General features: G+C 70.6%; 14 protein-coding genes. 6 read left to right on the top strand and 8 right to left on the bottom strand.

Translation table 11 applies throughout. The features are described from left to right. Nucleotides 1-70: 70 nt before the first annotated feature. Both SACCYDRAFT_RS03900 and SACCYDRAFT_RS03895 read right to left on the bottom strand, forming a co-directional pair. Entirely contained in the window at nt 71-1174 is a 1104-nt protein-coding gene (locus SACCYDRAFT_RS03900) for a DUF3152 domain-containing protein (RefSeq protein WP_232283776.1), read from the bottom strand. Nucleotides 1175-1266: 92 nt separating this feature from the next. Then, nucleotides 1267-2292 (bottom strand): alpha/beta fold hydrolase, encoded by a 1026-nt coding sequence (locus tag SACCYDRAFT_RS03895; RefSeq protein ID WP_043536127.1) that lies wholly within the window; start codon nt 2290-2292, stop codon nt 1267-1269. A gap of 89 nt (nt 2293-2381) precedes the next feature. On the opposite strand from SACCYDRAFT_RS03895, the gene SACCYDRAFT_RS03890 reads away from it, so the two are divergent. Then, nucleotides 2382-3041, top strand: a complete 660-nt coding sequence (locus SACCYDRAFT_RS03890) for a TetR/AcrR family transcriptional regulator (protein ID WP_005453804.1) — start codon at nt 2382-2384, stop codon at nt 3039-3041. Between the two features lie 35 nt (nt 3042-3076). Here the strand turns inward: SACCYDRAFT_RS03890 and SACCYDRAFT_RS03885 are convergent, their stop codons facing one another. Together SACCYDRAFT_RS03885 and SACCYDRAFT_RS03880 are read right to left on the bottom strand one after the other, a co-directional pair. Further along, a complete protein-coding gene (locus SACCYDRAFT_RS03885) occupies nt 3077-3970 on the bottom strand; it encodes an alpha/beta fold hydrolase (protein ID WP_005453802.1) in 894 nt (297 codons plus the stop codon). Further along, nucleotides 3967-4872: an AurF N-oxygenase family protein gene (locus SACCYDRAFT_RS03880; RefSeq protein WP_005453801.1), complete on the bottom strand. Its 906-nt coding sequence runs from the start codon at nt 4870-4872 to the stop codon at nt 3967-3969. The genes SACCYDRAFT_RS03885 and SACCYDRAFT_RS03880 overlap by 4 nt, the downstream gene beginning before the upstream one ends. A gap of 56 nt (nt 4873-4928) precedes the next feature. On the opposite strand from SACCYDRAFT_RS03880, the gene SACCYDRAFT_RS03875 reads away from it, so the two are divergent. Both SACCYDRAFT_RS03875 and SACCYDRAFT_RS03870 read left to right on the top strand, forming a co-directional pair. Then, nucleotides 4929-5705, top strand: coding sequence for a TetR/AcrR family transcriptional regulator (locus tag SACCYDRAFT_RS03875; RefSeq protein ID WP_005453800.1), 777 nt, complete (start codon nt 4929-4931; stop codon nt 5703-5705). After that, complete coding sequence (locus tag SACCYDRAFT_RS03870; protein ID WP_005453799.1) at nt 5702-6034, top strand: DUF4873 domain-containing protein; 333 nt, start codon at nt 5702-5704, stop codon at nt 6032-6034. The genes SACCYDRAFT_RS03875 and SACCYDRAFT_RS03870 overlap by 4 nt, the downstream gene beginning before the upstream one ends. Here the strand turns inward: SACCYDRAFT_RS03870 and SACCYDRAFT_RS03865 are convergent. From SACCYDRAFT_RS03865 to SACCYDRAFT_RS03850, 4 genes are all read right to left on the bottom strand, one after another. Next, nucleotides 6031-6444, bottom strand: a complete 414-nt coding sequence (locus tag SACCYDRAFT_RS03865) for a type II toxin-antitoxin system VapC family toxin (protein WP_005453798.1) — start codon at nt 6442-6444, stop codon at nt 6031-6033. The genes SACCYDRAFT_RS03870 and SACCYDRAFT_RS03865 overlap by 4 nt on opposite strands. Next, nucleotides 6437-6667, bottom strand: coding sequence for a type II toxin-antitoxin system CcdA family antitoxin (locus tag SACCYDRAFT_RS03860; protein WP_005453797.1), 231 nt, complete (start codon nt 6665-6667; stop codon nt 6437-6439). Before SACCYDRAFT_RS03860 ends, SACCYDRAFT_RS03865 begins: the two co-directional genes overlap by 8 nt. A 97-nt stretch (nt 6668-6764) precedes the next feature. Continuing rightward, complete coding sequence (locus SACCYDRAFT_RS03855) at nt 6765-6995, bottom strand: DUF3107 domain-containing protein (protein WP_005453796.1); 231 nt, start codon at nt 6993-6995, stop codon at nt 6765-6767. Nucleotides 6996-7036: 41 nt separating this feature from the next. Continuing rightward, entirely contained in the window at nt 7037-7714 is a 678-nt protein-coding gene (locus SACCYDRAFT_RS03850; protein ID WP_005453792.1) for a ferritin-like fold-containing protein, read from the bottom strand. 364 nt (nt 7715-8078) lie between these two features. Between SACCYDRAFT_RS03850 and SACCYDRAFT_RS03845 the strand changes: the two genes are divergently transcribed. Genes SACCYDRAFT_RS03845 through SACCYDRAFT_RS03835 form a run of 3 tightly spaced genes read left to right on the top strand, consistent with a single transcriptional unit; the run spans nt 8079 to nt 12005 of the window. Then, nucleotides 8079-9737 carry a DEAD/DEAH box helicase gene (locus SACCYDRAFT_RS03845; RefSeq protein WP_005453773.1) on the top strand — a complete coding sequence of 553 codons (1659 nt, stop codon included), beginning with the start codon at nt 8079-8081 and terminating at the stop codon, nt 9735-9737. 5 nt (nt 9738-9742) lie between these two features. Continuing rightward, the gene (locus SACCYDRAFT_RS03840) at nt 9743-11119 is read left to right on the top strand and encodes an Rv3212 family protein (RefSeq protein ID WP_005453771.1); all 1377 of its coding nucleotides are present in this window, start codon (nt 9743-9745) and stop codon (nt 11117-11119) included. Between the two features lie 4 nt (nt 11120-11123). Then, a complete protein-coding gene (locus SACCYDRAFT_RS03835; protein ID WP_005453770.1) occupies nt 11124-12005 on the top strand; it encodes an alpha/beta fold hydrolase in 882 nt (293 codons plus the stop codon). Nucleotides 12006-12044: the final 39 nt, after the last annotated feature.

Genomic DNA, 12044 nt, shown 5'->3' with positions numbered 1-12044 from the left:
TCTGACATCTATAACCGCACGAGAGGGCCGACTCTTCCCACGTCCACATGGTGGGCGGGCCACACCCGGGTCAGTCGCCCTTCGGCTGTGGCACGGGCCACGCGTTCGGCTGGCAGACCTTGCCGTCGGCGGGCACTGCGCCCCGGTCGCCGCCCGGCATGTCGTTGAGCTGGGCGACGTAGTCGTTGGCGACCCCGAAGGTCTGCTGCATCATCACGGGAGCGAGCGCACCGTCCTCGGCACAGCCGACGTGCCCGTTGTTCAGCGCGTGGCCGACCTCGTGGTTGATGACGTACTGCTGGTAGAGCGCCATGTTGCCGCTGAACGCCTTCGCTCCCCGCACCCAGCGGGACAGGTTGATGACGACCCGCTCGTGCGGACTGCCGATGTAGCACGACGATTCGAACGGGATCACGTCCCCGCACAGCTGCTTGGTGGTGTCGGGCGAGGTCAGGCTGACACGGAAGTCCGGCGCGGGGTGGGTGTCGTCGACGCGCTGCAGGGACACGTCTCCGGTGCCCGGCCAGCTCCTGCTGTCGGAGAGCGTGGCCTCGACGGTGGCGGCGAAGCTGTCGTCGCCTGCGAAGCTGCCCGGGTCGAGGCCGTCCTCGACCTCGACGGTGTAGGTGTACAGCCGCCCTGACTTCCCCGCCCGCTCACCGCTGTTCTCGTCGAGCGGCACGACGTGCCACGTGCCCTTCCCGGTCTTGTCGTAGTCGCCGCCCTCGGGCAGCTCCGCGGTGGGGATGTCGAGTTTGACCTGCTCGGCGGGAACCTCGGTGGCCACCGGATCGGACTGGGGCGCCCCGCCGTCGCCGCCGCCGCGAGCGCCGCCCGCGGCGGTGTCGGTGGTTCCCGGGTCCCGGGTGGTGTCGAACACGACCAGTGCGGTGACGACGAGCAGGATCGGCACCAGGTACACGCGCCAGCCGAAGGCCGCGGTGAACTTCTTGACCCCGGTTCGACGGGGACGCTCGGGAGGGGCGGTTCCGGCGGGCTGCCACGACGCGCGCAGCGGCTCCGCCGAACGTCGTTCACCGCCGGGTTCCGCCTCGTACTCCGCGTCGTCGTCCGCTTCCGGCCCGTCGGCCGGTCCACGGGCATCAGCAGGATCGTGACCGGCCGACGCGATGTCCCAGTCGCTTTTCCGTGCTCCTTCTGTTACCCGCTCCACGGCTTTCAGAGTGCCACACCCGAGCGCCCGGCTCCGCGCGTGGCTCGACACGTTCGGCCGAACCTGTCTCACCCGTCCGGGGGAGTCACCCCTCACCAGTTCCCGGTCTCGGCACTCTCCCACATGCCCAGCACCGCCTTGGCCACGGTCGTGGGTCGCTCCATCTGTGCCACATGCCCCGTTCGGGGGAGAATCAGCAGTCGAGCCCGGGGGACGAGCCGCGCCGTCCGGGGTGCCCTGCGCACGGAGATGACGCGGTCGTGGGTGCCCCAGACCACGAGGGTGGGCGCGCTGATCCGAGGCGCCACCGACCACAGCGACCCGGCTCCCCTGGTGAACCAGGTTCGGAAGATCTCCATGGTGCTGCGGGTCATCGCGCGTTCGGCCCACTCGTAGGAGACGCGAGCGCCGTGCTCCTCGATCAGTTCGTCGAAGCGGTGCGCGGGGAACGACGACGGGTCGGCGAAGCACAGGCGGATGACCTGCTCGGCCCGTTGCCTCGGGGTCAGCGCCGCGAGTTCGCGTCGCGCCCGCTTGCCGATCACCGGAAGGTACGCGAGCGCGAGGCGGGGGTCGGAGAGCCTGCGCGGGTCCGGGCGCAGGTCGGGCACCGCCGGGGAGATCAACGTCAACGTGCGCACGAGTTCCGGCCGGTGCGCGGCGACGAGCATGGAGATCGCCCCGCCCATCGAGTTGCCGATCAGGTGGACGGGTCCGTCGGTGTGCTCGGCCAGGTAGTCGCCCACCACACCGGCGTGTGCCGACAGGCTGAACGTGAATCCGTCCATCGGCTCGGACAACCCGAAGCCGGGCAGGTCGGGTGCGTGCCCGGAGGCGTGCGGCGCGAGCAGTCGGCCGAGGTCCGTCCAGTTCGTCGACGAGCCGCCGAGTCCGTGCACGTAGACGGCCGTGGCCGGGGCGGACCGGCCGTCGTCGTGGGTGCGCCGGACGTGCAGTGTGAGGTCCCCGACGCGCCGGGCCGCTCCCGGCCACGGCCCCGCGGTGACGTCGAGCTCCGGCAGCGGGGTCCTCGACAGCGGCACGTGGGTGAGAGGGGGGCGATGCCGCGAGGGTTCGGACGTCAACCTCTCGGGTGAACTGACGCGTGTTTCGGGCACCTTTACAGCATGCCTGACGCCCCCGGCGCTTGGCGTGCGGTACGTACCCACGAGTAGTGTGCGGTGGGAAAGCACGACTGGAGGCGGGGATGACGGACACAGGGCAGGCGCGGCAGGTTTCGGGCGAAACGGGCTCGGCACCGCTCGGACGCGGGGTACGGCTCCCCCGGACGGAACGCCGCGCGCAGCTGCTCGCGGCCGCTCAGGAGGTGTTCGCGGCCAACGGCTACCACGCGGCCGCCATGGACGACATCGCCGAGCGCGCCGGAGTCAGCAAGCCCGTGCTCTACCAGCATTTCCCCGGCAAGCTGGACCTCTACATCGCGCTGCTGGAGAGCCACGTCGACAACCTGGTGAGCACCGTGCAGCAGGCGCTCGCGTCCACGACGGACAACAAACAGCGCGTCCGCAACGCCGTGGGCGCCTTCTTCGACTTCGTCAACGGCGACGTGGGCGCGTTCCGCATGGTGTTCGAGTCGGACCTTCGTGGTGAGCCCGCGGTGCAGGAGGCCGTGGACCGGGCGACGTCGGCCAGCGTCGACGCCATCACGGAGACGATCACGGCCGACGCGGGCCTCGACGAGGAGAAGGCCCGCTTGCTCGCCGTCGGGCTCGTGGGCATGAGCCAGGTCAGCGCGCGGTTCTGGCTGGCCAACAGCTCGATGTCCCAGGACGAGGCCGTGGCGCTCACCTCGACGCTCGCGTGGCGCGGCATCGGCGCGGGTTTCCCGTTGTCCGGCCGCGACTGACCGGACGGGGACGTACGGGGAACGTACGGAAACGTTCAGCCCGCGGAGATCGGCACCGACGGCACTCTGCACAACGCCGAGATCTCCTGGGCCACCTCCCTCGCCCGCTCCTGCGGCAGCATGTGACCCGCCCCGGGACACAGCACGAGCCTGCTCGCCTCCAGCTCGTCGGCGATGGCCCGGGCGTGGCGGGTGGAACAGAGCCGGTCGGCCGTTCCCGCCATGACCACGCCCGGCGTGCGGCGCAGTACCGCCAACGCCGTCGTGCGGTCGTGCAGGGAGATCTCGTTCTGGAACGCTCCCACGCTCGCGGGGTGGGCCCGCAGGAGCTGGTCGGCCACCGACTCGACGTCGGCCCGTCTCGGCCTCCGGCCGAACACGAGCAGGCGGGCACCGAGTCTCGCGGCCGTGCGACCGAGCGGAAGCCGGTCGCGCCGGTACCGCACGAGTGCCGCCGCGAGCCTGCGCTCGATCCGGTGGGCGGCGGCCCCGGCCACGCCCGGCAGCCCGAGGGTGACCCGCCCCATGCCCGCGCAGGCGGTGGACACGAACGTCACGCCGTCGACACGGTCGCGTACGAGTTTCGGATGCCGGTCCGCCAACGCCATGATCGTCATGCCGCCCATCGAGTGTCCCGCGAGCACGAGCCTTCCCGTGGGCGCGAAGGCCTCGACCACGTCCGCGAGGTCGTCGGCGAGCCGGTCGATGGTCGCCGTCCCGGGCGCCGGCGGTGCCGACTCGCCGTGTCCGCGCAGGTCGTAGCGCACGCGCCGGACCTGTGGTGGGAGCAGGGCGTCCACCCGGTCCCAGGTCCGCCGGTCCTGCGTCCAGCCGTGCACGAGGACGACGGTGACCTCCGCGTCGGCGGGACCGCCGTACTCGACCACCAGCGACGTGCCGTCGGAGGTGGTGAAACGGCCCGTACTCATCGGGCGCCCAGCAGGAACGAGCGTCGCCACCACGGCATCCCCGGAGCGCCGACGAGCCCGACCTCGTCGAGGAAGCCCATGATCCGTTCTCCGCAGTAGCGGATCGTCTCCTGCCAGTTCGGGTTCGTCATGGCCGCGCGGTAGCCGTCTCCCGGACGGATGCCGACGGCGGTGTAGACGCGCGGGTTGACCAGGCTGCGGGTGATCTCGTGGGCCACCACGGCGATCAACCACTGCTGGTAGGCCTTCTCGGGGCCCCGCAGGCGGGCCATGCTGCGCTTGACCTCCTCCCGGGCGAACGTCACGTGCCGGGCCTCCTCCAGCACGTGGATGCGGTTGACCATGCGCACGAGCGGCTGGATGTCGGGGTCGTTCATCTGCTCGCGCTGCAACCGGTCGAGGATCTCCTCGGCCACCAGGATCGACCCGTACATCGCGGGCCCGTACGCGAGCACGTTCAACAACTTGCCGAGCCGCTTCCGCCAGGCGACCGGGCCGTAGTGCGGGCAACCGACGCGGGCGCTGAACCGCGCGAACATGGTGGAGTGGCGGCACTCGTCGGCGATCTCGGTGAGTGCGTACTGCGCGAAGCCGGTGGTGGGGTCGGCGTTGTAGACCTCCTTGAGCAGCATCTGCATGAGCAGCACCTCGAACCAGATCCCGTTCGTGGCGATGCTCGCGATCTCGTGCTTGCCGAGTTCGATGCGCTGCTCGGGCGTGAGGCGTTCCCACAGCTCGGTGCCGTAGAGGCTGGACCGGTGTTCGGGGAGGTAGCGCTTGCCCTCCACGAGAGGAGCGTCCCAGTCGATGTCGATCTCGGGGTCGTAGAACTTGCCGGCCGACGACTTCAGCAGCCGTTCGGCGGTCTTCTCGCGGCTCGACTCCCTCACCGCACGCGTCATCGCGGCCACCACCTTCCCCTTTTATGTAACCTCGGGTAACAGTTACTTCTGGTAGCATGGACAACATGGCCGACCGTGTCAACCGCTCCAGCAGGTCGGCGCGCGATTCCGGCGCGAGACCCACCGGCGACGCGCGCCGCGACCGCTGGCGCAAACACCGGATCGCCCGCCGGGCGGAGTTCGTGGAAGCCGCACTCAGGGCGCTCGACGAGCACGGCCCCGACGTGGGCATGGAGGACGTGGCCGCGGCCGCGGGCGTCACCAAACCCGTGCTCTACCGCCACTTCGACGACAAGGCCGACCTGTACCTGGCGCTCGGCCGCCGGGGCACGGAAATGCTGTTCGCGCGCCTCATCCCCGCGATCAACGCCGAACTCGCGCCGCTACCGCGCATCCGCATGGCGCTCGACGCGTTCTTCTCGGTGATCGAGGAACATCCGAACCTCTACCACCTGCTGGCCCGCAAGTCGTTCGGCGACCGGCCGGTGGACGCCGACGTGGTCGCCGAGGACAAGCAACTCATCGCCACCGCGCTGACCGCGCTGCTCGGCGACTACATGCGGATGCTCAACATGGATTCCGGCGCTGCCGAGCCCTGGGCCCACGGCATCGTCGGCATGGTCCAGAACACCGGCGAGTGGTGGCTGGAGAAGCGGACCATGAGCCGCGACAGCGTCGTGGAGTACCTGACGCAGATCATCTGGGCCGCCATCGACGGGTTGACCCGGCAGCACGGGATCGTGCTCGATCCGGACAAACCGCTGGACGCCAACAAGGTCGTCACGTTGAAACGCACCCCAGTGAGCCCCGAACAGACGGGAGAACCATCGTGAGCGGACACGACCACGACGAGGACGGCTACACGGGCGCGGCCACGCTCCGGCTCGGTGAGACCGAGCTCGCGGTGGAGGTCGAGCTGCGCGGCCACTTCCAGCCGATCGACGGCTACTACCGCTGGTACGGCCGGATCAAGGCCGATCAGCGGGTCTCCGAACTGGCGGACGGGAAGAAACAGAAGGTCGAGATCCGCACCCCCGAGGGCAGCGCCCACGGCGAGATCTCCGACCCGGATCCGTGGGACCGCTACCGGATCATGGGTGTGAGCAGGCCACCGTTCGCGGTGCCCACGTCACTGGCCGACCTGGCCCCGGCGGAGGGCTAGTCCGGCGGCTCGGTCACGGACTCGGCCAGGGGACACGTCCGAGCAAGCCGCTGGTCACTGGTCACCAACGTGACTCCGAGCTGGCTGGCCAGCTCGACGTAAAGAGCATCGGCCATCCGGACGTTCTCACGCCGGGACCAGGCGCCCGAGGTCAACTTGGGCAGCTCGTGCCGACGCACCGGCAGGTGAACCAGGGACGTGAGTGCGTGACTGACAGCGGTCGCGTCGAGCACACCGGCACGCTGTAGCCACGACAGTGCCGACAGGACCTCCGCGTCGACGTGGGCGGGCGCGTGCAGGATCGCGTGCCGGATACGGTCACGCGCGGCGCCGCCGACCGGGGTTCCGGCGAGGATGTCGACGAGGACGGAGGCGTCGACGACGATCTCACCGGTGGGGACCTCAGACATCGCCGTGGCGTTCCAGCTCGTCCCGGGCCGCGTCCAAGGCTGCCAGGACCTCCTCGTGTGCCACCTGGTGCCGCGGAGTCGGAAGGCTGTCCAGCCATCGGCTGGTCGCCCGCCGGTCCAACTCGGCGGCGATGGCGTTCTGAGTCAATGCCGAGACGTTCAACCGGGCGTCCTTCGCCCGCTGGGCGAGTTCGTCGGGCACGTACACGTTGAGGCGCGCCATACACACATGATACACACCGCGCCTGACCTGGAAAAACGTCGGCCACCCTCCGTAGCCACAAAAGCGGGGACGGAGGATGGCCGGACGTCTCAGAATCTCAGGAGCCGACGGCGAAACCGACCCGGCGCACGTCGGACGGCGCGATCTCGACGTAGGCGATGCGGTCGGCCGGGACGAGGAACTTACGACCCTTCTCGTCGGTGAGCCGGAACAGGCCGTCATCGGCACTCAGCGCGTCGGCGACCTGCTTCTCCACCTCTTCGGCCGAGGAGTTGCTGGCCACCACGAGCTCCCGCGGCGCGTCCTTGATGCCGATCTTGACCTCCACTGCGACCTCCGCCTAGTCGTGACCGTTCGTCACTCTCCAGCCTAGCCAAGACCGAGGGCCTGCATCCGTTTGGTGTGTTGCTGCTGGAGCTTGCGGAACAGCGCCGCGATACCCGAGAGGTCGCCGGTTCCGGCCACGATGAGCTCGGCGAGTCCGTCGCTCTCCGCCACGACGTACTGGGCCTGCGTCAACGCCTCCCCGAGCAGGCGGCGGCTCCAGAGGGCGAGCCGGTCGCGCACGGGTGTGTCGTTCTCGATGGCCGCCGCCACTTCTCGCTGGGCGAACGCGGAGTGGCCGGTGTCGGCCAGCACGGTGGTCACCAGCTCGCGGGTCTCGTCGTCGAGCACCTCGGCCAGCTCGCGGTACAGATCGGCGGCCAGGTTGTCCACGACGTACGCCTTGACCAGCGACTCCAGCCAGCTCCTCGGCGCGGTGGACTCCTGGAACGCGTCGATGTGCCGCATGAACGGGCGCATGGCCTCCTCGACGCCGACGCCGCGCTCGTCGAGGTAGCGCTCCAGCAACCCGTAGTGACCCATTTCGGCCGCCGCCATCGAGGCGAGCGCCGCCCTCCCCGCCAGGGTGGGTGCCGTGCGGGCGTCCTCGGCCAGCCGGTCGAACGCCGACAGCTCGCCGTACGCCAGCACGCCGAGCAGGTCGACGACGCCCGTCCCGATCTCCCGGGGGTCCTCGGTGGCCCCAGCCTTCGCGTCAGTCACGTGACAACCGTAGTTCAGGCCACAACGAGACCAACAACACGCCGTCGCGTCATGCGACACCCCGGAATCGGGAACTGGACAGGTTAGACTGTCGACTGGTAGTGAAGTTGGCCTCGTGTAGTGCACGACGTCGAGATGGCGAGTACGAGGCGCTCGACACGACAGTGCCGACCCGGCACCGGGTTTCCCACGCCGTCTTCCGTCGCACCACTTCACTACGTACTGACAGTGTGCGTGCACGCCTTTCGGCGGCATCCCACTCCGTTTCGTGTGACACATCGCGAAGCGAACGCGCTTTTCGCGTGGTGGTCGACAGGCCGCGAGTACCGGGCTGTGCGCGCTGGTATGAGAGAGGCGATTCGACATCGACCAGAACAACAACCACACGGCAGGCCCGCTGACGGGCACGGACGCGGGCAAACCGGACAACCCCACGTTCGCCGAGCTCGGCGTCCACACCGACATCGTCCGGGCGCTCGGGGACTCCGGTATCGAGCGCACCTTCGACATCCAGGCCCTGACCCTGCCGCTCGCGCTGCGCGGCGAGGACGTCATCGGGCAGGCGCGGACCGGGACGGGCAAGACGCTCGGGTTCGGTGTGCCGCTGCTGCAGCGGCTGACGCTTCCCGGTGACGGCACGCCGCAGGCGCTCGTGGTGGTGCCCACGCGCGAGCTGTGCGTGCAGGTCCACGAGGACCTCACGAAAGCGGGCAAGCACCTCGGCGTGCGCGTCGCCTCCATCTACGGGGGCCGCCCGTACGAGTCCCAGATCAAGTCCCTGCGCGACGGCGTCGACGTGGTCATCGGCACGCCCGGCAGGCTCCTCGACCTGGCCGAACAGCGCCACCTGGTGCTCGGCAAGGTGTCCACGCTCGTGCTCGACGAGGCCGACGAGATGCTCGACCTCGGCTTCCTGCCGGACATCGAGCGCGTTCTGCGGATGGTGCCCGACGAGCGCCAGACGATGCTGTTCTCGGCCACGATGCCGGGCCCGATCCTCACCCTCGCGAGGACCTTCCTCCACCAGCCGACCCACATCAGGGCCGAGGACAACGAGGCCGGCGCGGTCCACGAGCGCACCACGCAGTACGCCTACCGCTCGCACTCGCTGGACAAGCCCGAGCTGGTGGCGAAGGTGCTCCAGGCGGAGGACCGGGGCCTGACCATGATCTTCACGCGCACCAAGCGGACGGCGCAGAAGGTCGCCGACGACCTCGCCGAGCGTGGGTTCGCCGCCGCCGCCGTCCACGGCGACCTGGGCCAGGGCGCACGCGAGCAGGCACTGCGGGCGTTCCGGTCGGGCAAGGTGGACGTGCTGGTGGCCACCGACGTCGCCGCGCGAGGCATCGACGTCGACGACGTCACCCACGTCATCAACTACCAGACTCCCGAGGACGAGAAGACCTACGTGCACCGCATCGGCCGCACGGGCCGCGCGGGCAAGACCGGGGTGGCCATCACGCTCGTCGACTGGGACGAGATCCCGCGTTGGAAGCTGATCTCCGACGAGCTAGGCCTCGACATGCCGGAGCCGGTGGAGACCTACTCCACCTCCCCGCACCTGTTCGCCGACCTCGGGATCCCGGAGAACGCCACCGGCAGGTTGCCGCTGTCCAAGCGCACCCGCGCCGGGCTCGCCGCCGAGGCGGAGGAGGACTTCGGGGGCAAGCGGCGACGTCGTGCGGAAGCCCCTCGCCAGCGCAGGTCCCGCCAGCGCAGGCGCACCCGCAGCGGTCGCGAGGTCACTGCCACCGCCTCGCGGGCGGACGCCGACGAGCGGGCGGCCACCACGGCCGCCGACGAGACCCCCTCCGACAACACACGCCCGCGCAGGCGCCGCACTCGGGGAGGCGTCCCGCACACCCCGACCGCCGAGCATCCCGCGCCCGCCGACAAGGACGAGTCGGCACGCGGAGACAGCGGCGAGCGGCCCACCCGTCGCCGTCGCCGCAGGACGCGCGCCGAGGGAGTGGGCAGCGCCAACCCCGCCAACACCACCGAAACAGTGGCGGAGGCAGACTAGGGCGCGTGACCAGCGGACGGCCCAGCGAGGACTCCCCCGAGACGACGGCTCACCCGCCGGAAACCGAGGACGTGCTCTCGCGGACCGGCCCGGCTCCTTCCGACGGGGAACCCGCCGCTCATCACGGCACCGCAGGCGACACCGCCGACGCACCGGAGTCCCCGCCTGCGCCGCGGCGCTCGCCGTGGAACCGGCGCCGTGACCGGGTCCTGGCCGCGACACTCACGATCCTCTGCGTCGCCACGGGCGTGGTGGTCTGGTTGTTCAGCGACAGCCACGCCACCACGCAACGCACAGCCTCGGTCCCGCCGCCTCGCCTCGGTGTGCCTTCAGCCGTGCCCGGGGCCATGGCGGAACGGTGGAGCGCTGAGAGCGAGGCGACCCCGGTGCCGGTGGCTCAGGGCGGGTTCGTGATCACCGCCTCGGACGGCACCGTCGCGGGCCGCGACCCGCTCACGGGCGAGATCCGCTGGAGCTACAGCCGCGATCTCGAACTGTGCACCGTGGGCGCCGCGTGGTCGAAGGCGGTGGCCGTCTACCGCAAGGACACCGGATGCAGTGAGGTCACCCAGCTCGATCCCGCCACGGGCCGACGGACGGCCCAGCGCAACGGCGACGCCGAGGCACCCACGCGGCTGGTCGTGGACGACGGCCACGTGACCACCACGGGCACGAGGCTGCTCAACACCTGGCGCAGCGACCTCGTCAAGACGCTCGAGTACGGGCGGGTTCCCGCCCCGGTCAATCCCGGCCGCCAGCCGAGGCCGGAGTGCCGTTACTCGACGGTGGCCGCCGGTGGTGACAAGGTCGGGGTGATCGAACACTGCCCGGGCGAGACCGGCGCACGGCTCACCGTCCTGAAGGCCGCGGGCGACGAGGCCGACGAACCCGAGCAGGTGTTCAGCGCGCTGCTGCCCGAGATGTCCGCTCAGCTCGTGGCCGTGTCGGACGAGCGGGTGGCGGTGGCCCTGCCCGACCGGCGGCAGCTCTTCGTCTGGAACCACGACGGCAAACAGGTGGGCACCTACGATCTCGCCGTTCCGGCGTCCGACCTCGCCGCCGTTCCCGACTCCGGTGTGGTCCCGACCTTCGTGGGCCGCGAGCACGTGTACTGGTTCACCGGCTCCCGCACCGTCGCGCTCGCCCGCGACGAGCTGCGGCCCCGCTGGACGGTCGAAGGCACCCTCGGCGCGGGTACGGTTTTCGCGGGCGAGTACGTGGTGCCCATCGAAGGCGGGATCGCCGCGCTCGACGAACGCACCGGGGCGACGACCCGCACGGTGGCCGTGGACCGACACGGGTACGTGGGGCCGGTCGAGCTCGGGACGACGGGCCCGGTGCTGCTCGAACAACGTGGACGGACCCTGGTGGCGCTGAGGTGAGCCGGTGAGTGCGTCCTCCCAACTGAGCCCCCACGGGGGCGATCAGGTGGAACTTCGCGGCCCGCACGGCCCGGTGGCCGCGCTACGAGGCCCACTCCCGGACGACGCGGTCGCGACCGCGCTGCTCGTTCCCGGCTACACCGGCTCCAAGGAGGACTTCGCGCCGCTGCTGGACGGCATCGCCGAGGCGGGGATCCTCCCGGTGGCGATCGACCTTCCCGGACAGTTCGCCTCGCCCGGCCCCGCCGACGAGTCGGCCTACAGCCCGGGAGAACTGGGCAAGGTGGTGGCCGGCCTCGTGGTGGAGTTCGCCGCCGACGGCCCCGTCGTCCTGCTCGGGCACTCCTACGGCGGTCTCGTGGCCAGGGGAGCTGTTCTGACCGGTGCTCCGATCGCCGGACTGACCCTGCTGTGCAGTGGGCCCGCCGCCCTGCCGCCGGGACCCCGGTACCAGGCCATGGACGCCGGTGAGATCGTGCTGCGTGCGCGGGGCGTGGAAGCGGCGTACGCGGTCCGGGAGCGGCTGACCGCACGGCTGGGCACAGGACGCCCGCCGATTCCCGGCGGGCTGGCCGAGTTCCACCGCAGGCGTTTCGTGGCCACGACGGCGGCGTGCCTGCTGGGGATGGCCGACGGGCTGCGGCGGGAACCCGACCTCGTCGCGGAACTCGCGGCGGTACTCCGCGAGTCCGGGGTGCCGAGCCTCGTGGTCGCGGGTGAGCACGACGACGCGTGGAGCGTGCCGAGTCAGCAGGACATGGCGCGGCGGCTGGACGCCGAGTTCGTCGTCGTCCCCGACGCCGCACACTCGCCGAACACGGAGAACCCGACCGTACTGCTGAAGGAACTCCTCCCCCGCTGGCGCGGCTGGCTGGGCGTGGACTGACGTCCGGCCACCCGGTACGACGCGCTCGGCGGTGTCGGC

Origin of the sequence: Saccharomonospora cyanea NA-134, assembly GCF_000244975.1 — a bacterium.
Classification (GTDB): domain Bacteria; phylum Actinomycetota; class Actinomycetes; order Mycobacteriales; family Pseudonocardiaceae; genus Saccharomonospora; species Saccharomonospora cyanea.
The sequence above is the reverse complement of the archived record's forward strand: the minus strand, read 5'-3'. Positions and strand labels throughout refer to the sequence as shown.

Bases quoted from the DNA above. Each gene is read 5' to 3' on its own strand.
- SACCYDRAFT_RS03860 (WP_005453797.1), bottom strand. From the start codon at position 6,667: ATGGCGCGCCTCAACGTGTACGTGCCCGACGAACTCGCCCAGCGGGCG.
- SACCYDRAFT_RS03880 (WP_005453801.1), bottom strand. From the start codon at position 4,872: ATGACGCGTGCGGTGAGGGAGTCGAGCCGCGAGAAGACCGCCGAACGG.
- SACCYDRAFT_RS03890 (WP_005453804.1), top strand. From the start codon at position 2,382: ATGACGGACACAGGGCAGGCGCGGCAGGTTTCGGGCGAAACGGGCTCG.
- SACCYDRAFT_RS03875 (WP_005453800.1), top strand. From the start codon at position 4,929: ATGGACAACATGGCCGACCGTGTCAACCGCTCCAGCAGGTCGGCGCGC.
- SACCYDRAFT_RS03885 (WP_005453802.1), bottom strand. From the start codon at position 3,970: ATGAGTACGGGCCGTTTCACCACCTCCGACGGCACGTCGCTGGTGGTC.
- SACCYDRAFT_RS03865 (WP_005453798.1), bottom strand. From the start codon at position 6,444: ATGTCTGAGGTCCCCACCGGTGAGATCGTCGTCGACGCCTCCGTCCTC.